Source organism: Candidatus Brachybacter algidus, assembly GCF_016707225.1.
In the GTDB taxonomy this organism is placed as follows: Bacteria; Bacteroidota; Bacteroidia; order Chitinophagales; family Saprospiraceae; genus Parvibacillus; species Parvibacillus algidus.
On the sequence record NZ_JADJID010000002.1, the window covers coordinates 17,684 to 39,270 of the forward strand.

Annotated in this window: 27 protein-coding genes; all 27 read left to right on the forward strand. The window is 34.2% G+C overall.

What is annotated here, in order from left to right; genetic code table 11:
• The first annotated feature begins 198 nt into the window (after nt 1-198).
• The 27 genes from IPI15_RS05880 to IPI15_RS06010 all read left to right on the forward strand — a co-directional run bounded on the left by IPI15_RS05880 (nt 199) and on the right by IPI15_RS06010 (nt 21,583).
• Nucleotides 199-1,278, forward strand: a complete 1,080-nt coding sequence (locus IPI15_RS05880) for a hypothetical protein (protein ID WP_287419522.1) — start codon at nt 199-201, stop codon at nt 1,276-1,278.
• 10 nt (nt 1,279-1,288) lie between these two features.
• Complete coding sequence (locus tag IPI15_RS05885) at nt 1,289-1,702, forward strand: hypothetical protein (protein ID WP_287419524.1); 414 nt, start codon at nt 1,289-1,291, stop codon at nt 1,700-1,702.
• A 625-nt stretch (nt 1,703-2,327) separates the two neighbouring features.
• Nucleotides 2,328-2,759 (forward strand): hypothetical protein, encoded by a 432-nt coding sequence (locus IPI15_RS05890; RefSeq protein ID WP_287419526.1) that lies wholly within the window; start codon nt 2,328-2,330, stop codon nt 2,757-2,759.
• A 5-nt stretch (nt 2,760-2,764) separates the two neighbouring features.
• Entirely contained in the window at nt 2,765-4,135 is a 1,371-nt protein-coding gene (locus tag IPI15_RS05895) for a T9SS type A sorting domain-containing protein (protein WP_287419527.1), read from the forward strand.
• A gap of 24 nt (nt 4,136-4,159) precedes the next feature.
• Nucleotides 4,160-4,915 (forward strand): hypothetical protein, encoded by a 756-nt coding sequence (locus IPI15_RS05900; protein ID WP_287419529.1) that lies wholly within the window; start codon nt 4,160-4,162, stop codon nt 4,913-4,915.
• 85 nt (nt 4,916-5,000) lie between these two features.
• Nucleotides 5,001-5,732 (forward strand): hypothetical protein, encoded by a 732-nt coding sequence (locus IPI15_RS05905; protein WP_287419530.1) that lies wholly within the window; start codon nt 5,001-5,003, stop codon nt 5,730-5,732.
• Nucleotides 5,733-5,738: 6 nt separating this feature from the next.
• Nucleotides 5,739-6,146: a type VI secretion system protein TssR domain-containing protein gene (tssR, locus tag IPI15_RS05910; RefSeq protein ID WP_287419532.1), complete on the forward strand. Its 408-nt coding sequence runs from the start codon at nt 5,739-5,741 to the stop codon at nt 6,144-6,146.
• Nucleotides 6,147-6,156: 10 nt separating this feature from the next.
• Entirely contained in the window at nt 6,157-8,286 is a 2,130-nt protein-coding gene (locus tag IPI15_RS05915) for a hypothetical protein (RefSeq protein WP_287419534.1), read from the forward strand.
• 4 nt (nt 8,287-8,290) lie between these two features.
• Nucleotides 8,291-8,491, forward strand: a complete 201-nt coding sequence (locus tag IPI15_RS05920) for an ATP-binding cassette domain-containing protein (protein ID WP_287419536.1) — start codon at nt 8,291-8,293, stop codon at nt 8,489-8,491.
• Nucleotides 8,492-8,514: 23 nt separating this feature from the next.
• Nucleotides 8,515-9,102 carry an ATP-binding cassette domain-containing protein gene (locus IPI15_RS05925; RefSeq protein WP_287419538.1) on the forward strand — a complete coding sequence of 196 codons (588 nt, stop codon included), beginning with the start codon at nt 8,515-8,517 and terminating at the stop codon, nt 9,100-9,102.
• A gap of 76 nt (nt 9,103-9,178) precedes the next feature.
• Nucleotides 9,179-9,574: a hypothetical protein gene (locus IPI15_RS05930; protein WP_287419540.1), complete on the forward strand. Its 396-nt coding sequence runs from the start codon at nt 9,179-9,181 to the stop codon at nt 9,572-9,574.
• Nucleotides 9,575-9,585: 11 nt separating this feature from the next.
• The gene (locus IPI15_RS05935; protein WP_287419542.1) at nt 9,586-10,578 is read left to right on the forward strand and encodes an FtsX-like permease family protein; all 993 of its coding nucleotides are present in this window, start codon (nt 9,586-9,588) and stop codon (nt 10,576-10,578) included.
• Nucleotides 10,579-10,582: 4 nt separating this feature from the next.
• The gene (locus IPI15_RS05940) at nt 10,583-11,026 is read left to right on the forward strand and encodes a hypothetical protein (protein WP_287419543.1); all 444 of its coding nucleotides are present in this window, start codon (nt 10,583-10,585) and stop codon (nt 11,024-11,026) included.
• 21 nt (nt 11,027-11,047) lie between these two features.
• Nucleotides 11,048-12,007, forward strand: a complete 960-nt coding sequence (locus IPI15_RS05945; RefSeq protein ID WP_287419545.1) for a PorP/SprF family type IX secretion system membrane protein — start codon at nt 11,048-11,050, stop codon at nt 12,005-12,007.
• A gap of 4 nt (nt 12,008-12,011) precedes the next feature.
• Nucleotides 12,012-12,968 (forward strand): hypothetical protein, encoded by a 957-nt coding sequence (locus tag IPI15_RS05950; RefSeq protein ID WP_287419547.1) that lies wholly within the window; start codon nt 12,012-12,014, stop codon nt 12,966-12,968.
• Entirely contained in the window at nt 12,950-13,402 is a 453-nt protein-coding gene (locus IPI15_RS05955) for a hypothetical protein (RefSeq protein ID WP_287419549.1), read from the forward strand. Before IPI15_RS05950 ends, IPI15_RS05955 begins: the two co-directional genes overlap by 19 nt.
• Nucleotides 13,403-13,448: 46 nt before the next feature.
• Nucleotides 13,449-14,021, forward strand: a complete 573-nt coding sequence (locus tag IPI15_RS05960) for a T9SS type B sorting domain-containing protein (RefSeq protein WP_287419551.1) — start codon at nt 13,449-13,451, stop codon at nt 14,019-14,021.
• 51 nt (nt 14,022-14,072) lie between these two features.
• Nucleotides 14,073-14,765: a LytTR family transcriptional regulator DNA-binding domain-containing protein gene (locus IPI15_RS05965; protein ID WP_287419553.1), complete on the forward strand. Its 693-nt coding sequence runs from the start codon at nt 14,073-14,075 to the stop codon at nt 14,763-14,765.
• The gene (locus IPI15_RS05970) at nt 14,766-15,440 is read left to right on the forward strand and encodes an FHA domain-containing protein (protein WP_287419555.1); all 675 of its coding nucleotides are present in this window, start codon (nt 14,766-14,768) and stop codon (nt 15,438-15,440) included. It begins immediately after the preceding gene.
• A gap of 121 nt (nt 15,441-15,561) precedes the next feature.
• Nucleotides 15,562-16,602, forward strand: a complete 1,041-nt coding sequence (locus IPI15_RS05975) for a hypothetical protein (RefSeq protein WP_287419557.1) — start codon at nt 15,562-15,564, stop codon at nt 16,600-16,602.
• 66 nt (nt 16,603-16,668) lie between these two features.
• Entirely contained in the window at nt 16,669-16,791 is a 123-nt protein-coding gene (locus tag IPI15_RS05980; RefSeq protein WP_287419559.1) for a hypothetical protein, read from the forward strand.
• An 82-nt stretch (nt 16,792-16,873) separates the two neighbouring features.
• Nucleotides 16,874-17,152 carry an FHA domain-containing protein gene (locus IPI15_RS05985; protein WP_287419560.1) on the forward strand — a complete coding sequence of 93 codons (279 nt, stop codon included), beginning with the start codon at nt 16,874-16,876 and terminating at the stop codon, nt 17,150-17,152.
• 1 nt (nt 17,153) lies between these two features.
• Nucleotides 17,154-17,798, forward strand: a complete 645-nt coding sequence (locus tag IPI15_RS05990; protein ID WP_287419562.1) for a PP2C family protein-serine/threonine phosphatase — start codon at nt 17,154-17,156, stop codon at nt 17,796-17,798.
• Nucleotides 17,799-17,907: 109 nt separating this feature from the next.
• Nucleotides 17,908-18,609 (forward strand): hypothetical protein, encoded by a 702-nt coding sequence (locus IPI15_RS05995; RefSeq protein ID WP_287419564.1) that lies wholly within the window; start codon nt 17,908-17,910, stop codon nt 18,607-18,609.
• Nucleotides 18,610-18,617: 8 nt separating this feature from the next.
• Nucleotides 18,618-19,640, forward strand: coding sequence for a S1 family peptidase (locus IPI15_RS06000; protein WP_287419566.1), 1,023 nt, complete (start codon nt 18,618-18,620; stop codon nt 19,638-19,640).
• Nucleotides 19,641-19,691: 51 nt separating this feature from the next.
• The gene (locus IPI15_RS06005) at nt 19,692-20,711 is read left to right on the forward strand and encodes a serine/threonine-protein kinase (protein ID WP_287419568.1); all 1,020 of its coding nucleotides are present in this window, start codon (nt 19,692-19,694) and stop codon (nt 20,709-20,711) included.
• 83 nt (nt 20,712-20,794) lie between these two features.
• Nucleotides 20,795-21,583 (forward strand): hypothetical protein, encoded by a 789-nt coding sequence (locus IPI15_RS06010; protein WP_287419570.1) that lies wholly within the window; start codon nt 20,795-20,797, stop codon nt 21,581-21,583.
• Nucleotides 21,584-21,587 lie beyond the last annotated feature (4 nt).

The following is a 21,587-nucleotide window of genomic DNA, read 5'->3' on the forward strand; positions in this document are numbered from 1 at the left end:
GCGAGAAAAGTGTTTACCTTTGGTCCAATCGTTTTACAATTTATACTTTTTGTAAGTAGGAGAGGATTTTCCTCCATCAGTAAAAGTTTTTAAGTCTTTATCATTGACCCTTGAACTTTATCATGTGCCCGCTTCCTATCGTATTTATTAAGCATCAACTAGTATAGCGGTTATTTGAAGTAATATTAATACTACTTTATGAAGTTATATACCCTTTCATATGTGCTCCTATTGAGCATATTCTTTTCGTGCTCCGGGGACAATTCAAAGTCTGCCGTCAAACAAGCATTGATTGATTTTACGATCAATGATATGAACGCAACCGCTTACAAAACCGGTGAAAACCTGCCTGCGGATATTGTTGCAGACCAAGACTACATCATTGTTTCTATCAATGAAGCTATTAAAATAAAGGTGGATCTACCAGATGACAATAAACTTCCTGTACTTTGGGAAGTAGAAAATAGCCCCATCCAAGGAAAAGAGATCGAACAAAAATTTAGTACTTTAGGATTTAAGAAAATCGTGTTACAAGTTCCAGGTTATGAAGAAGTGGTCAAATTTGTAAATGTCAAAAACGAACCGATCTCCGTTCCGGAAACAACTGCACCTGCAGAAACTCCGGTATCAGAAACCGAAAAAGTGACATCACCCTCGACTCCTGAAGTCAAAATCGTTGATAAAAAACCTATTGCAGAAAACAAGGCTAAACCCAAGGTCAAAACAGATGACAGTAAAAAGTCAACTATCCCTGAAAATGACAAACCCACTGCACCTGTCATTATTAATAAAGGCAAACCAGAAACTGTAAAACCTGAAACTAAAGTAGCGACTTCATCATCAACACCACCTGTCAATACAAAACCATCTGATTTTAAATCTACCAAGGAAGAGGGAGCGAAACTCATCGAACCTTGCGCAGAAAAATCTTTTACAGAAATAGCGTCCGTCACACTGCGCCCTACTCAGGACGTGGAACTAGGAAGCATATATGTTTATACCAATCAATCCGGCAATGTAAATATTGTTTTGCTGGAAAATAATAGTCCTGTTGAAAAGCTTTCGGGTCGCAGCGTCAACAAAGGCAGGGCGCAAATCCGACTTTCTACGCTAAACTATACCTTGAGAGCCGGCAAAACCTATACGCTTAAGGTGGATGGTTCCGCCGGGGTCAACTTTGCCAATCTTTCGAACTGTAATGCCGGAGGTGGTGGCAGCATAATGCAACCATCCTACGGAAATAATGTGTCTATATTTAATATTAAATTCAACTATTAATCTCCACCTTATGAATAAGAAGTTTTACCTGATATTTTCGAATATATTTTTGGTGTTGTTGATGTTATCGTTCATATCGATTGACACTTTTGGGCAGTCTGTAAAGATTAAAGCGAGTCCTGATTCTACCTTATGTGTGGGACAAACATTGACTTTAACGAGAATGTATACGCCAGAGGTAGGAGATACTAATACTACTTTCACCGTTTATTATAAAGGCAGCACCCCTTTGGATACAGCAAATTCATTTATGAAGAACAGTATAGTTTTAACGGATGCTGGGAAATATAGAGTTAAAGTTTTTGACATCCATGGTTTGGAGGCAGAAGATTCGATAAATATAAAGGTCAACAAAATACCTACATATACCTCTATAACAAAAAGGACCCTTCAACTTGTGGTGGAATGGATGGATATTTCGTAGTTGCATGGTTTAGAAAAAAATAAATCCTATACTTTAAATTATAAATTAAATGGCGTAGATCAATTGTCATTTACAACTAATACATTAAATGGGGATACTTTAAAAAAAGAAAATCTAAAAGCTGGCATATATACCAAAATAAAATACAATTAAACGGCTGTAGCAGTAATTCAGCTATTGATACAATCGTGCTTAATGATCCTCCAGCACCTATAGATGTAACTATTAACTTGATGCCAGAAATGTGTTTTGGCGAAACTATTGCTATAACTAAAGGAAGACCAGGGGGAAAGTATCAATTGTAGATGGTTTTGGTGTAATAATTGGAAACGATGAATATTTAACCACTAACAACAACTCCAACAATAGGATTATAGTTAAATTTGAATTTACTGATCCTGTCACAAAATGTTCAAGTGAAGATAGGGATACTGTAATAATAAATAAACTACCAATAATAAATACTGTAGTCGATAGTGTTAAATGTTTTGGTTCGACTAACGGTTCGATATTAATACCTATTATTCCAAATAATAACAATCCGATAATCTATAAATGGTCAAATTCTAATGAGACTGACAATCTACGTGAAAACCTTAAGGCGGGAGAATATTCAGTAACAGTAATGGATAGTAAAGGATGTAGTAAAAGTATTGAAAATATTGAAGTTAAAGAACCAAGTATTTTGAAGTTAAATAATGTACAGGATAGAGTAATTTGTTACAATAAGCCTGTAACAGATGAAATTGAAGTAAGTGGAGGAACTAAATATTATTTCTATAATTGGGTTGGCCCAGCTGGATTAATGGGTGATACGAAAGTCATCAATTATGATAATCCTGGAAAATATTTAGTTACTGTAACCGATTTTAATCAATGTATCGAAACTGCAGAAATTAATCTTATAGAAAATAAAGAAATTTTAATCTCGATTAATGCTGAAAACCCAACAATATACCCAATCATTTTTGTGCCGGACAAAGTATCACTCTTACCGCTTCTGGGGCGCAAGAACTTACTTGGGCTAATGCAGCAATCAATGAGCCCATCACTGTAAATGTCATGAATTCATATATCGTTATGGGTAAAACTACTGAAAATGGTAAATCTTGCACGGTATTTGATACAATAGAAATAAGTATGGATACGCTACCCAAAATTACGTTTGACGAACTAAATCAGCAGACAAAAAACAACTTTCTGTTCTGTAAAAGTGACAGTTTAGTCATTTCGGTGATAAAAAACAACTCCGGTTATTCTTATTTATGGGAAGATATTTTATTAAATGATAGTAAAAGAATAATTAAAACACCAGGTAATTACCCTATTAAAGTTACAGATATCAAAACTGGATGTGTATCAAATGATATTTTAAAAGCAGATTATCTTACAACAAAAGAAATACAAATTTCTAAGCCATCAGGAACTGCAGGCTATCTCGATACAACATATATATGCGAAAACACATCTGAGTTAGAATTTCGAACTAACGGCTCACTTACTGATTTTGATTTTGTCAAATGGTCAATTAAAAGTCCTGGTAATTCAATAATTTTAACTGATGTTTTTCTTAAAACTTCAATAGTTAAAGTTAACAAAAGTAGTTTTACGCTATATTTAGAAGGAAAAGATAATATAAAAGGCTGTTATACTGCTGATAGTATTTACTTTCAAATAAGAGAAGCCGAAACAAATATATTTGAGACCCCTATTTATGGAATTGTTCAACTAAGACAAAATTATAGCTTAACTGAGAATATACCAAGTAACGTTTTAGATCTCGGCAATGGATTTTATTACATTGATGGATCAGTGCAGTTAGAATATAATTTGAAAGATGAATTTAAATCTGTTTGTACATATACAATGAACAAATCTTATGTTAATGAAGATTCTGGTCAAACAATTATTAAAGATAATTTAATTTATGACGAATGTGGCCCTTTTCTTCTGGCAAAATACAAATCAAACTTTTGCTATACATGGTACCAAATAAGTAAAAAAGATAGCAGTAGCTTTATTGTGCCCGGAAAAGATAGTTCATGGTTTAAAGAGCCCGACTTAGAACTTTATACATATGTTGCTGTAGGTTACGATTGTTCACATAACTGCGACACTACCCAAATCTCCACCCGCTCCTCTGGCGGCGGCAAAACAATCCCCTGCTATAACTCCGGTGAAAGTACAATCAAAATCTATCCAAACCCAAATCAAGGTCATATGTACCTCAAAATGGAAGGATTGCCAGCCGGTAAACAAGAAGTATTTATCTATGATATGATGGGCAGACAAGTGTTCAAAAAAACCATAGATCATACCGGGAATAATGACATCACTGAATTGTCATTGACGCAACTTCCTGATGGGATATATTTTGCAAAGACTTATTACAATCGGACAGGAATCTCTACTAAATTCATCATCACACATTAATCACCTCCATTAAAGTTAATTACTATGAAAAACTATACTTATTTAAAAGTTATTTGTGTTTTTTGGCTCGCTATTTTCGCAACTAATTTGGTTGCACAAAACTGTGTATTGGAAAGTGAAAACTGGACTGTATTATTCCAATCTAAACTAAAGGAGGCAGAAAAAACAAAGGTCAAAGATGCACTCAATCGTTTTATTGTAAATTATAATAAATACGCAGATATCTATGATGAGGAATATGATTTATGGTCGGAAAGAGACTTTCTAAAACTAATCGATGGAGGCAACTCATCCACCCAATATCTGAATGATATGATTCTGAGCCCTACCAATATGCAGGCATATGATTATATCACATTGCTGTCCGAACATTTTCCCACAGGTTATAATTTCTGTCTCAAAAGCATCAGGATAACAGAAGCACGCCAGCTGCAGGAAAACTTATATTCAGTTAGCTTCGAAGGAATAAAAGCAGTCAACAATTACATTGAGGGCAATGCTGTAGTCGACAGACAAAGAGATATTGTAATCAATTTTGACATGGTCGTTTTTGGAAATGAAAACAAAGAGGAGTTAACAGCAGCCATCTCCACAGCCAATCTTGTGAAAATTAATGCTGTCAATGACATTGCAGTTGTTGATGTCCCGGCAAATAAAAAGGTAAAAACGGAAAGGCCAACAAAAACAAAGGTAAAAGAAGAAACAAAGGAAGTTGCGATCGCAGAAAAACCACAGAGAAAAGAAAAAACTAAAACCGAACCCTACAAAGACCTGAATTAAATGAAGTCAGCGTCAAAACGCGTGACTTCAAAATAATTACGCAGAGGGCGGATATGGTTTTACTCAAAACGAACTAATAAATGGTTTGACTAAATCGGACTTAAAATCTTCTTCCAATCATTTTGGTCTAGGAGTTGACTATTGGAAAAGTTTGAATCCTTCCAATAAATTCTTTTTCTCCGCAGGGCTTTTGCTTAGATATCATTCTATCAAAGATGAGATCAATAAAGACATTACTTCCGATACTTATGTCACAACAATTAGTGACAGGGCGCCTAAGAATTCTATTTTTAAAATGGAAAAAAATGGAAAAATTGACCAAACCGCTATTGCAGTATATGCACCCATCGGCATTGTATATAATTTCGGTCGAGGCAATGACCCTCGCGTATTCACACTCCAAGCGACTATTATGCCTGGGTATGTAGTTTCAGCATCTAGGAACATAGCTGGTGCCTCCACATTCACTTCATACTATGGCGATAGTATAAATATAAATAATTGCTTGATTACAGAAAAGGAGCTGAATTCAAGCCTTGATATAAAAAAAGGCTTTACCCTTGCCGCTAAACTCAGTCCTACATTTGTATATGAATCAAGATCATGGCAAGGAAAAAGAGGCTTTGGGTATATTTTCGGTTTGGACTTTACGTTTGGCCTCACTCCCTTACTTTCTTCAGAAAGTATAAATCCTGTGTCAGCAACAGATCTAGTAAAACAGAAGCTTACAGTAAATAAAAGCGCTGCCTTTTTTAATAAAACTAGTACATATAGTGCATTGGGCGCTAGAATCGGAATTTATTATGTTTTAAATTAATCTTCAATGTCAAGAATTTTTGCATCTCTAATTATACTTTTTGCTTGTATTCAATTTTCTTTTAGCCAGGCAATTAAAATCATTGAAACTCCGGAGGATTATTCTCCACCATTAGACTATTATTACTCCGGAACGACGGCTGAATTAAATTTTTATGTGAATAACAGAAATTTAGTCTCAACCAAAGACAAAAAACGACAAGGTGCCTGGATCGTAATCAATGATAGAGAAGGAAATGAGACTTATAAAAAACCGGATGAAAAATCAGGTGTCAAAGCAACACTAGGTTATTTGGACTCTTATATCGTAAGTGAACTACAAGGGGAATTTGCACATATTTATAGGGTAGATGGTGGATTACCAAGATCCAAAGAAATTCCAAAAGGTGCTATCGTGCTAGATATGGTTGGATAAAAGAAGCAAGGTGTTACAGTGGACAATGGGCCTGGTGGATCCTAAATCCAAGATCTCTCTAAAGGGTATTCTACTTAATAAAGCTCAGGATATTGAAGCCATCATTAAGCTAAATAATAAGGAAGTTGTAAAAATATATGACAGTCCTTATAGTCAACATACACTTGGAGACAGAAACATATATGAGATCTTTTACATCCTGAAGAGAGAAAATGGAAGAGTATTGCTTTCTACAGAATATGAATATGTCGGTGCTCCAAAGAATTACATCATAGGTTGGGTAGACGAGGCAAGAATTTCAAAATGGAATACAAGAATAGCGATAGAACCGAATCATGTATTAGCAGCATTTAATGAAAGAAAAGCGCACGACAACTTCCGTTTTGCTTTTTTCGCAAATATTGTAGATACCAAAGCTTTTTTAAAAACAGGGAAAATAGACAACGACAAGGTTTTGTTCAATCAGGACCCTGTTACTTTGTCCAATGATATGTTATCAAAGTCTAATCCACGTCGTTACAAAGGAAGTATTATAAGATATCCAATTCTTACCAACCATGCTGAACTTTTCGGTACAGGAGTCATCGGTAAGGTGACCACAAAAGGTACAGATGGAAGTACAGGATCCATTAATACCATCAATTACGGAGAGTTGGTCAGTCAGTTGAGACAGAGGATGGAGGATGATAAAAATGTCAATGTATTTTTCCTTGTCGAGGGTAGTACGGAAATGAATTTGTATAAAACAAAGTTGGCGGAAATGATCAATGAGCTGCCATCAAAATTCCCTGGTTCGAATATTGTAAACGTGGGATGTGGTATATACAGGGATTATCAATCAGGTCAGGTGCCGTTTGTGTTTAAAGAACTAACACAAAATCGAAAGGAAGTTGCAGCCTTTGTAAATAATGAAGTATTCTATAGGCCACAGGATGATGATAGAGAGACCGTGTTCAGATACGCATTGAAAAAGACGCTGAAAGATGGTGGTAAATTTCAACCGGGACAAAGAAATATATTGATCATCGTAGGAAATGGGGCTGACTTTGCGAATAACAAAATACGTGCTTTAAAAGCGGAGAAATCGGAGTATTTTGTAACCGGTGATGCAATGGGGTCAGTTTATAAGGCGCTTGCGGATCTGGATATGAATGTCATATTTATGCAACCAAAGAATGAAGAAGGAAGGTTTTCACAGAAATTTCAAAGTGATGGCCTAGAGCTAATGAGTGAAACTGCCAAGAGAATTTATAATGAAAATGAAAAAATTAGTGCACAAGTAAATATAAAACGAGAACTGCCGGAAATTCCCGATTGTGAACCGGATAAATTAATCACAGCTAAAGCCGGTGTTAATTTCTATGGGTTTTATTCCACTGAGTTGAATAAGGAATTAAGTGCATCAAAGTTTTCAAGAGAATTAAATAAGGCTATTGAGGAATGCAATGATTTAAGAGAGGATCAAATGAAAGTTTTGTATGAAATAGTCGAGACTGGTAAAAGCATAGATGTGTGTCCGGGAGAGTTTCAGCCCTTTATTTTAAGATTTTTGGAGAAAGAAATGAAAGGTATCGACCCTGCCACTATGTCTAAGTTTCTGGCAGAAAAGTACCAATTATTTCAAGAAGCATATTTACCAAAAAAATTCCCAAATGCTAAATACAATTCATATTCATATGTTATGTTTCTTCCGAAAAATGAATTGTATGACTTCAAAAATAGCTTAAGCAACGTTGCAAATGCATATACCAAAGGGTATTCTATGTCAGAATTAAGACAGGCGCTAAAAGATGTTATTACCGATCTAGTATTAACATTAAGCTCTCAGAATAACAGAACTGCAGTTGGAGAAATGGACATGAGTGAAACGCTAGAGATCATTCTCGGTCTCAATGTAGAAGGCGTTGTAGTATTTGACAAATTGTCCAAAAAGGAATTAAAAAATCTAACCAAGGCCGGAGTCTATTCAGATGAAGAAATCATACAAATCGCAAAAGGCTTTAGTGAGCTCAAATTAAAACTGGACGACATCTATAAAAGTGGTGCACGTTACGAATTCTGTTTTAGAAATGAAGGAGATTCAGAAAACCTTTATTTCTGGATTGCCTTAGATGATATTTTAGACGAAAGCTTCTTTTAAACTTATGCAGCAAGCCCTTTTTTCAATTACAAATCTTTCTTGCGGATATAATTCCAATAGAACGGTACTGAGCGTGGATGCCCTGAAAATATATTCAGGACAGATCACTTTTATAGTCGGAAAATCCGGTTCCGGAAAGAGCACTATGCTGGAAACACTTGGTTTTATGAACAACACCTTCAATAGCAAGAATGCAAACAGGTGATTTTTTATGATAATAAAACTAAAGTGGAGACGGACATGGTTGGCTTGTGGCCACAAAAGATTGCTAATCATTCCAAATTCAGAAATGATCATTTTAGTTTTATTTTTCAAGAGAATAATCTTTTGGAACATTTCTGTGCAAGTGACAATATTTTAGTTCCAATGCTGCTGGCCGGAAAGGATTCCAAAACTGCTATGGATGAAATTCGTCATGCTTTTAAGGAGATACATCTTCCGGAACATCTTATGGCGCAAAATACAAGAATGCTATCCGGTGGACAGCGTCAGCGTATATCATTTCTTAGGGCATTACTTAGTAAAAAACCTGTATTGTTTGGAGATGAACCAACAGGTAATCTTGATCCGGTCACAGCAAGAGCACTGATGACCATGGTTAAAGATAATATTGGCAATACGGGCAGTTCAGCCATCATCGTTTCACATGATCTTCCATTAGCATGCAACTTTGCCGATAGGATCATCATGCTAAAAGTAGATGAAGAGACACAAATGGGAGTCATCGGTAACATTTTTGAAAGAAAAGGTCAAGATTGGGTTAATGAAATTTCAAATGAAAGTATTGATCAATCTGAAATAATAAATTTGTTATGAAAGCGATCCGGAATATTTTCGTTAAAAACGAGATCGCTAAAATGGTCCGTCATAGTAAGAATCAATTTATATTATTGTGTCTTGTTTTTGCATTGTTGATCATTGCCTTGAATCAATCCATATTTGGTCTGCAAAAGATCAATCAAAATATAATAACCCTTTTGCTAACTATATCCAAGTCGCCACGCCCAAAAATGTAGATCAGGACAGAGTGGCCATGGTTAAATCCATCGTACAAAAATTTTCTTCCGAACCGTTGAAAAGCAGGCTGAAAATCGAAAAAGTAAATGAACTTCATTATGAGTTTATAGCATTTAGTAATCCCAAGACAGGAATGGCTAAAACTTACAAAGGAAGAACATTTACGGAGGGAGATCAACTCTATAAAGAGCTAACAGGTAGCGCTAGTGAAAATATAATTCAGTCGTTGAAGCTAGAAAAACCGATGTCAATAAACAATATGGCATCATAGTAACGGAATCCATGGTAATAGATCTGGGATATGATCCTTACACGGTGAAGATGATTCCAATGAAGCTGGAGGCAAAAGAATTTGTATTAATTCCTGTCCATACTGTGGTAAAAAACCTTCCACAATATTCAGATTTCATGGTGTCAGATGATTTTTCTTACATCAATAATCAAAGCATCGATAAGACCAATTTTGCGACGCTGGGTAGCAGTAATAGATACACACTCATGTCCATGTTAGATACTGCCAGTATCATTAAAAGAGCACATCAAATCTTAAAAAACATAGAGGAAGAAAAATGCACGATCCTACAAATAGACAAAAACAACAAACTTTATTCCTGCGAATTTACTCTTTCGGATTACTGGTCTTTCACTGATAAAATGGACCGCACGACAGAGATTAACAATAAGCAAGTAGAGAAGAATTTATTATACAATAAATATACGCTGGACTATGTAGAAACAGAATCAGTCAAAACATTCACTCCGGATTATTTAGAATTTAAATTTGTAAGTTTGGATAGCGTACAAGTGTTTCAGCAAGCTTGTTTGCAAAACAATCTTGAGCCAGATATGCAGATCATTAAATCCAGACATTTATTCGCTGAGGTTGGAGCTATATCAAAAGTGCTTGCCGCTGGTTTTATATTATTCTCATTATTAATGTTATTTATTTTTACTAATAGTTTTATATCGAGACATATAGAGGAAATCAAACCAAACCTAGGAACGTTATTGGCTTACGGTATGCCCGGATCATTAATTGTCAACAATTATCTGACAGTAATTTTTATCGTTTATTCGGCTGCATTTTTAGTGGGATTGGTACTTTCTTTAATTGTGTCCTATTTATTACAATTAGTTTTTCAGGTGCCTTTCATCTTTAATTATCAGATTCCTGCCATGTTGTGTGTAGCCATATTTATCACCATACTTTATTCAAGAAGCGTAATCATAAAGATCTTCACAAAAACTCCGGGAGATTTAATTTATAAAAGATAATTAAATGAAAACAATAAAAATTCTATTATTTATTTCTTTAATATTCATGATGGCTTGCCGAAATGAAGGTGTGACCGCTGAGGAAAAGGAAATAGCTAAAATAGAGATAGACAGCATGGTAAATAACATCAAAAATGACACCCTGGTCTTAGCTAATATCCCCGCTAGTGTTGAAGTAAAAAAAGAACATAAAAAACATACTGAACGCATAGTAGAAGAATTGGAAAAGTCTGCCTATAAAGATGTTCCTTGTAAAAAAATAATAGATGAATTAAAAGCTGCTGTTGATCAATATTGTTCAGGAAAAATAACCATTGATCAATTAACGTCAAAAATACCGGATATGGACGATACAAAGATCAAACTTTGTGTAAACGAAAATTATCAAAAGGAATATGATAAAATAGTAGAGCAAATCGAACTTTGTATGGAGAAACGGGGTAACTAACTGAATTATGAAAAAGTTATTATGAAAAAAATATTTACAATATTACTGTTTATCATTTGCAGTTCAGCTTTCGGTCAGCAAATAGCTAATTGGAGTAGTTACTACGAAAATGGGTTTATTTGGAATCCTGCTTTGACAGCGAAGTGGTCTAGCACTGAAGTTTCTTTGACACATGCTCAGGAGTGGGTTGGATTCGCTGGAGCACCTCAGTATTCTAGTTTGGGATTACAAGTTCCTATAGTTAAATATGGTAAAATGGTGCGGTCTAGTATCGGTGGATTTCTGGATTATGATAAAGCAGGACCACTCAGTAAATTGAGTTTAAATCTTACTTATGGTTATCATTTTTCTCCTCAACTATTTGGATATAATGAAGATTATTTAAGTATTGGGTTTGGGGTTCAGGCCGGAAGATACCGTTTCGATCCATCAAACCTTAATGCATATGATGGCATCATTGGAGATCCTAACTTAAAGGATGCGTCCAGTGCCTCCATCAAACCAAATGCAACAATTGGGATATTCTACAAAAGCTCCGGTTCCTATGAAATGCAGTCACACTTTTACTTTGGCCTCACGGGGAATCAACTTTTTCCGGGGCGTATATTTAACGAAAGAGATCTGCGTACTTCTCCTCATGCCACAGCACATTTCGGTTACAGAAAAGTAAATCAAGGAAGTACAAGTTTCATAGAACCAAATCTAATGGTAATGTATGCCTTTAAAAAAGCAATACATGCTATGGCAAGTATCCGATATGAAATAGACAGGAAATTCTGGCTTGCCGGAGGTGGTGCGACTAATGGGGAAATATTCCTTCAGACAGGCGTAATTCTAGATGAAAGTTCCTTTTTAAGTTCTCTTGTAGGGGATGGAATGATTAGGATCGGTATCAAAGGTGATTATATGATAAGCAAGTTGGGAAGCGAGTCCGGGTTGGGGTATGAAGGATACCTTAGTTATGTAATTGATTTAAATTAAAATTATGAAGTACATTATAACATTTACGATTTTAGTATTGACATTCAGTGTTAATGGTCAACACCCTTACTATGCAGAATTGAAAAAAATATATCTTAGCACTAATGGTGATAATTGGACTGATAATTCCGGTTGGAAAGCAGGAATGAATAATCCTAATAGCGATCCGTGCAATGGCTCTTGGAATGGAATAACATGTCAATCAGGTGTAATTATTTTCATAGATTTGTCAAATAATAACTTAACAGGAACACTTCCTTCTGAAATTAAGATACCCACCTTAAAGTGGTTTAAAGCTCAGAAAAATAAAATCACTGGCGAAATTCCTTTATTTACAGGTCCATTAACACAATTGAATTTAAGTAATAATAAATTAACTGGACCACTTCCGGATTATCTAAGTAAATTTAGTGGTGTTCAAAATGGTAGTTTTCTATTTGGCAATAATGATTTAAGTGGATGCTTTTCTCCTTGGATAAAAAATTTTGTACCTACAACTATTGGTACCGATCCAAATCCCAAAATGCCATATTTGGGTAAACACTCTCAATATAATCCAAGTATTAGCCAAATTGGAGCACCGTGTAATGACGGAATTTTTAATGGATCCGATTTTATAAATGCAGATTGTACCTGCCATGATGCAGCTCCATGTGAAGACGTTATAGCGAACAGAACCTATTCTGTTTGTTTTGGAATGAAATACAAATTTTACGATACATTCTATTCTGAAGGAATTTACAATAATATTAGAATTACTAATTCTAGTAATTGTGACACATTATTCAATCTTACCATCAAAAACCATCCTGAAATTATATTCGACCTAGGAGCTGATAAAGATGTTTGCCCCAACACCCCTATACAAATAGGAATTAATCCATTACCACCAGCGCAAGGAATAACTTATTCATACAATTGGTCAAATGGAGGCCTGGATCATTGCAAACCATCAGCCTAACTCAATCAAAAGATTATGCACTAACGGTAACGAACAATTACAATTGTTCAAAAACAGATTTAATAAAAGTAAATGTTTTACCCAAGATTAACGTCACACTCAATGAGACTGTGCAAGGGACAAAAATTTTATTTAAGGGGGAACCACTTTCGGTAGGAACTTATGATAGGTCTTCTAACAATCAGGTGGGATGCGATACGCTCTTTAAAATAACCGTTGCTGAAAAACCCGAAATAATAGTTTTAGGAGAATTGTCTATTAAATGTGACGTAAATCAAAATATAAAACTAAGCGATAGATTAGAATTGGAACCGAATGACGGGATCTGGACAGAAGTTTCCGCACAACCTTCTTCCGGAGGGTTTATTGCTAATCAAGGTACGTTTAATCCGTTCAACCAAAACCCAGGGATCTATACTTTTCTTACGAAATGAATCCGGTACCTATTGCGGTCCGTCAAACAGACTAGTCAAAATCAAGGTGACAGAATGTGACGGAACTACCGATTGCAAAATTAATCATAATCCGGATTCTATTAAAGCTAAGATCGGAAACAATGATTACAATGTTCTTAAAAACGATGAAATTACAGTTTCAGATTTAGAATTAAAAATACTCAATTATGATAATTCAATACTTTCAAATGTGAGCGTTGATAATTTAGGAGCTTTGAACTTTACCATATCAGATTCTTTATCACAACCAACTTTTATTTCATATTCTTCTTCTAGTGTTAAGTGTAATTTTTATCAGCAAAAAACTGCTTTAAAAGTTTTGACAGATAGAAGAGTTGATGTAGTTGTGCCTAATATAAATGTAACAAATATAATTACTCCAAACAATGATGACCTCAATGATGTCCTAAGATTCAACAGTCAACAAATTATTAAAGAATCAGAATTGTGGATCTACAACAGATGGGGGAGCAGGATTTATCATACTAAAGATTATAAAAACGACTGGAGTGGAGAAAGATTCCCGGGAGGAACCTATTATTATGTATTAAAAATCAATGATGCAACTTATAAGAGCGCTCTCACATTGAATAAATAAAAGGATTTAAGTATATTTGTTTCTGTCAACATTACCATTTGATACCAAACTATGGATTCTCTTATCTTTTATAGCAAAACCGATTCTTTTAAATCAATTGTTGAAAAACTTACTTTTTCCTTAGTTCGGCCTTACTCCCTTTATTTTCCAACCAATTATGACCAGATTGGAAATATTCTTTCTAAAAAGAAGATAGCTTTATTGTTCTATGCCACTGATGAATTATCCGTTGATGAACGAATGCGTCTGAGGCTCATTAATATTAATTTCAAAAATGTTCATATTTGTTTGATTAGCCTTGAAAGTCAGGCGCTGGAAGCATGGAAGTTAGATTTATTTCATTTTGAAGAAATTCCACTAAAAACAGAAAGGTTGTTGCATGTCTATAAAAAGTATATTTATACTATTGCACCCGCTGTCAATGAACTGATTATAAAAAATAATGAAGAGATTATAAAGATTAGTTACGATAATATCACCCACCTCGTCGCTTCAGGCAATTACACAATGATTTATACCCTGGACGGCAAATCTATGATACAGACCCGCCAACTAGGTATGTTTGACTTTTTGACAGAAAAAGATCTTAACTTTCAAAGAATGCACCGATCTCTCATTGTCAATATCACAAATATAGCAAGTGTCGGTAATGGTAAAATAGTTTTCAAAGGAAGCTTAAACGAAATGAACGTCTCCACCAATCTGGAAACTAAAATGAAAAGGGTCTTAATGGGGCTGGCGTAAATGGAAGTAATAGAATTGAGCGTAGGCCGGGATCTGACCAATGAGATTGTTTATGACAATAAACCGATAAGTTTATTTCATTGCAAAGTAGAGATTACCGGTAAAGACCATATAACTATCATTGACAATAATTCAAATAATGGAACTTGGGTTAATGGAGTCAGAATCCAAAGGAAGAATATAACAAGATCTGATAAGTTAACCTTAGGCACAGTTGAGGTAAATTCAGAAGATTTTTACAGCAAATTAAATAGAGCTTTTGATAGAAAAAGGACGGATTATAGTGAAGATTACAAAAAGATCCTTCGCAAATTTAGTATTTACCAGAAGCAAAGAGATAAAATTATCGACCCTCCTAAGACATGGCTTGTCGTAAGACTTGGTGTGGGTTTGGCTTTTATTTTAGTGCTCATTTTTTTTAAAAAACTGATTCCGGATTCTGATACAAGATATATCATCATTTCTACTGTCGGTCTCTTATCCGTAGTTTCCACTTTATTCACGACACCACAAAGTAAGAAGAATCAAAAGATTGATCAATTAAGGTTGGAATTTGAAGACATCCTTGTTTGCCCGAAATGCAAGTCGACAATGATCAATTACAGTCTGACATATTGGACAGGCAAGACGCGATGCATTAGACAAGAATGTGATGCAAGGTATATTTCACATTGATTAATCAACGATATTCTACAGTTTAAACAATTTATGATGAAGTTCATACACAATTCATTATTTATCGGTGAGGATATGATACATTTGTTTCATTATAAGTCATTAAGCAAAATACTTCATTATGTCAATAGATCCTAAAACAACCACAAGCTCTTCACTGAAAGGTAAAATCCTTGGTAGTGCCCTTTTTACACCCAACTCTAATCAACCATGGTATGCCAATAAGATATTCCTGGGTTCAGCGCTGTTTTCGACCGTTGGAGGAGCTGTAGGCTTTGTATCGGCAAAAGTGGTAGCTGGAGAACATAATTTTCAAGACGATCAGGTAGTGGTCAATTCTGCAGACTTGTTAAAGGATGAAGGAGATTCGACTGAAATCAAGAATAATAACAATTCTCCTGAAGGATTGCATATTGATTTCACTTCAAGTCTACCTTGTGGTCATCCTGATGACAACCTTGCTTTCGGACCTGCTTTTAAAAGTCAGAGGGAATTAATGGGTCAGGGTGGCGTCTTTGAATATCATGGAAAATATTATAATACATTTTATAAGGAAGAGTGGGACTCCATGTCTGAAGGGCAAAAACATGACTATTACCTTGCAATTGATTCTAAAATAGATTACGACAAATCCATTGTCCACGATTCTAATGGAGATCATCAAATTTCAGCTAGTGAAATAAATGATCAACCACATATGCATGATCCCTTTATACCAGAAAGCCAGGCCGACGAATTTATTCCGTTTGAATATGGACATGGGGCTTTAGAATCAGGGCCAGGTTCAGCTCATCTAGATCCTGAGATGGATGTTCCTGCTACCATTATAGTGAGTTCTTTTGGTTTTCATAATGAAGGTGACGATGATTATGAGCATATAGAACATAATATAACTCAAGGGTCCGACAATTTGATGAGTGACAACTCGATACATGACGAAGAATTACATAACTATGCAAATACAATAGATTTAGATTCAGAACACATTGTTGATGTAAACAAAATGCATCTTTCACAGGGCCATGAAGAGATTACCTTGGTCGACCACAATGATACGCACCATCATTATTATACAGATGTAGATGATCTATTCGACACAAAAATAGTTGAGAATGATCATCATTTGGATAATGGACACGAAGACTTTCATTCACATGAATAGATAATTGGGAACGAGCATAATCAAAAAATGGAATTAAAATGTCCTTTTTGCGACAAAAAAACCATTTTGTCAAACGTATCTGCCTATTCTGGAAAAACTGTCAGAATAAGTTGCACCAATACTGCCTGTAATCAGCTATTCGAAGTTAAAATACCTCCGGCTGAAGAAAAAACTACCTTTATTCCGTAAAAACGAAAACTCATTATTTGCGGAACTTTCAGTAATTCGAGGACATCTTTCTGAATCGCAAAAGTTCGAAATAGGCAGTGGAGTGCATATAATAGGGCGATATAGTCAACCAGCTCAGGCAACAGTGCAAATACGTTCGAAGGATATGCTTATCTCTAGAAGACATTGTGAAATAAAAGGGGTGCTTGACCTGGAAGGAAAAAGCATGAACTTTATTATCCGTGATCTGGAAAGTAAAAACAAGGTTTATGTAAATGGAAATCTTTTAGAGAATAAAGAAGCAATTTATTTAAGTGATAAGGACATTATTAAACTAGGAATGACTGAAATACGCTTTGAACGAATAAACAGCATCTACTGAAATGCAAGTAGAAATGTTTCATCATATCGGCAAAAGATCCGATCAACAAGATGCTTTTCTAATTTCGTCTGATAAGAAATTCTTTGCGGTATGTGATGGTTTGGGAGGTACAGAAGATGGTTCTGTTGCAAGCAGTTTGGCTGTTGAAATTCTTGAAAGACAATACCAGAATGCTGAAGCAAGCCTCACATCAGAAACTTTCAAAATGTTGGTTTATGATTGTATCCTTGAGATAAACAAAATCAAGGAAATTAATACAGCTACAACACTAGTTTGTTTATATATCCATCAAGATAAAGCATATCATTGTCATGTTGGAGATAGTAAATTATTCTACATAAGCAGAAATAAAGAGATTTGGAATGTAACCAAGGATCACTCAGTAGTCCAGGAGCTATTTGATGCCGGAGTTTTAGAAACTGAAGAAGAGATGAATGCGCACCCGTATCGAAGTAAAATTACGAAAGCAATCTCTTCAAAATCAATTTATGAATTAGAATCATTGCAAATAACAGAGATAAAGGATTTGAAAACGGAGACCTATTTATTCTATGCACAGATGGGGTTTTGGAAAATTATACAAGCAGTGATTTTGCAGCATATTTCTATAATCCTTATGGAAATTTTAAAACTAAACTTGACCTAATAGAAAATCAATGCCGGACAGATTCAAAAGATAATAGCACCTTAATAATTGTGAAAGTTTAAAATAATTATTTCTTATTGCCCATTTACCATTTAAAATTTATTAAGCCATGAAAAACATATTTGCGACTCTATTTCTTATATTAATCTCGTCAATATCCCTTTTAAGTCAAGACAAAAAAATCTATTATTACGATAATGAAGGATTTGCATCTAGTAAGGCTGATGCTGCCTATTATAAGGTCATTAATTACACCAAATCCGGAAAAGTAGATGGTAAAATAAAAGACTTTTATAAAAGCGGAGAAGGTCTATCCATGATAGATGGGGCCAAAGAAATTAATAAAGATGATGATAATAAATCAATTTATTGGGGAAAGAAAATAGAATATTTCAAGAAAGGAAATATGAAATCTAAGAGTTTATCTGATTTTGAGGGAAATTTAATTTATGAAAAAAAATGGTATTCTAACGGAAATATAAAATCATTCATATCATATATTCCCAGCACTGAAACTATCATTTTAATGAAATATAATCAGGATGGATCAATTAGCGAAAGTAATATTACTCATAAAGATGGAGAATTAGACGCAAGAACATTTAATCAAAGAGATGGCTTTTATTACACTTCTTTCGAAGAAGATTTTTCTAATGATAAAAATATAAGGCTGTGGGATGAGAAATTCCCATTGAGCGAAGGTGCCTTTAAGGAAGGGAAAGGTTATTCAATTAGCACAACCGAAAAAGCTCTTTACAAAAAAATTATTCCAATTTTCGATGTTTATAATAATGCATATTCTTTTCGATAGAATTAAATATGGAATCAGGTGACAAAAACACAATGCATGGAATGGTATATAATTATGTTGATGCAGAAACATATTCATGTTTTGGAATTAATGCTTCAGGGAATTTTTGTATATTTCATGTAGATAATTCCAAAATAGATTTCGAAGTTCAAAACAAAAGGGACGAAAGTGTAAACGAAAACCGAAAATCTAATAAACTATCTATAGCAAAGGGTGAAGGAATTATAAATTTTAAAATCAATGGCAATACAGTTTATACATCAAGAAATATAAATGATGAAGCTCGTGCCTTCGGTGTATTCACGGATGGAGGAAAGAAAGATATTGTTATTTCAAATATAAGCTTATCATATCTATCAGATTATATGCAAATGGTGCAAGAATCTACCTTAGACAGTGATGGGGCATTAGGAAATGGAACAGCATTTATGATTGATGAAAGGGGCTACATGGTTACAAACAATCATGTTATAACTGATGCAAGATATGTTGAAGTAGAATTTACATGGGAAGGAAAAATAAAAACTTTTCCAGCGAAAGTTGTATTCAAAGATTCTGAAACTGATTTAGCAATTTTAAGAATTATATCAAACGACTTTAAAACCAATGGAGCGTTGCCTTTTTCAATATTAAAAGACAATGTATTAGTTGGTTCCGAGGTATTTACTTTAGGTTATCCTGAAGCGCTGATAATAATGGGTAAGGAAGTCAAATTTACAGATGGAAAAATAAGCGCTTTATCAGGACTCAAGAATAATAAAATGGTTTATCAAACCACAATTCCTGCTAGAGGTGGTAATTCAGGAGGTGCTGTTTTCGACAATAACGGAAATATTGTTGGTGTTCTAAGTTCCGGCCGAACTGGTTCAGATATTGTTTCTTATGTAATAAAATCAAGTGTTTTAATCAACTTTATTAAACAATTCAATTCAGACATAGTCATTAAAAGGTCAATAAATCTTAGCAAACAACCCCTTACAAGCAAAATTAAAACACTTTCCAATCATGTGGCTTTAGTAAAAATCTGGTAATCAGGATATTTGTCCATTTTTACTATCTTCATCCCTCATTAAGCAATTGTAGTGACTCAGGAAGTATTTTTTAAGCGTTATACGATAGATTTCGATACCGGATGGTTAGGTGAGGGGACCTTTGGGACCGTGTATAAAGCGTATGACAATACTTATAGCACCTGGAAGGCGATCAAGATATCCAAAGTAAGACTGATAGATGGGAAGAAATTCTCGTTGATCTCGGAGTTTGAAGCGACTCAAGCATTACCTCCGCATCCGAATATTGCAAATTATGAAGCTGTGTATCAATATCAGATGGCCAATGGTATGTTTGACTATGCAATCATGCAATTCTATGATGAAGGTAATCTAAAGCAACTTTTACAAAATAATGTTTTAAATAATAAACAGAAGTCAGACATAGTTAATGGTTTGATAGAGGGTATTTCATATCTGCATCGTTATAAAATAATTCACAGGGACATAAAGCCCAGCAATATAATGATCGTTAAAGATCCACTTGGAAAGTTTATTCCTAAGATAGCTGACTTTGGCTTAAGTAGATTTGTGGATAATGATGCATCATTTATGACTAACAGCTTTGGTGGAGGCACGCTTGAATATTCTTCGCCGGAACAATTGTATTGCAAGCCACTTAAATACAATTCTGATCTTTGGTCTTTTGGTGTTATAGCCTTTGAACTGTTTACCGGTGTAAGACCATTTGGTGCCGAAGACGATGGAAGTACTGAAGCAAAAAGATTGATTATCTATCAGAAAATAGTCAAAGCTGAAATCCCTAAAACAATTGAAGACGTTCCGGAACCTTACAGAAAAATTATAAAATTATGTCTTGTAAAAGATCCTATTGAAAGAGTTAATAATGGACAAGAATTAATAAATTATATTAATAAAAACAACAATGAAGGCCACCCTTCTGGTCCGGATGATGAAAAAACTTATATATTAACCAAAGAAGAGAAAACCTTATATGAAACAGCGATCCAAAGTAACCAAGAAGCAGATTCTGAAAAATTTATATTAAAATATCCTTTAGTATTTTTATTTCAGAGATTACAGATCATTTAAAAAAACTAAAAGAGAAAACTGATAAAGTTAAAGATGAAGTTTCAAAGAAGAATGCAGCAATAGAAGATACTGATTATGCAATAGTGATAAAGGAAAATAATCTAAAATATTATAAATGGTTTCTCAACAAATACCCAAATTCAAAAAACAATAATGTTGTCACTTTAAAAATAAATGAATTAAATAATCACCGCAATAATCAAGTATTAAAAAAATTTAAAAAATATTCTTTTCTTCTTTTAATACCGGTTTTTTATTTTATATTTTCATTTTATTCAAAAATGACTATGGTAAATATTTATACTAAAGATGGTAAATATGGCTTGTCTTCTAAATTAAGTGGAAATATAAGTGAAGCTCTATATGATGATATTAAAGAATTAAATAGCGGTCGATATCTTGTCTCGCAGTTTAAGCGCAAGTTTATAATTGACGGCAGTGGAAACTTTGTCAGTGAATATCCACCCAAGGTGGCTAAGGCCGAGAATGAATCAATTGATCCTTTACAAAAAGATTGGGTTTTAAAAGCAAATTTAAATGAACTTAAATCAGCAAGAATAAAATATCCAGATAGTAAGTTTATTGGTCTCATCAATACAAGGATTGGAACAATAACTGAAATAGAGTCTGGTAAATTATTTAAAAAAATTAGAAATTCTTATAACCTAAGTGAACTTCAAGGATTTTTAACTAAATATCCTAACGTCTCGAAAAGTAATGCTGTAAAGGGAATTGTTATAGAATTGACTAAAGGTTATTCAGAAGAAAAACTTTTTGGAGCAGCACAACAGACATATTCATTGGTTTTATACAACCGTTATTTAGAAAAATTTCCCAACGGTAAATTTCGTGATGAAGCAGAAACCCAATAAATAA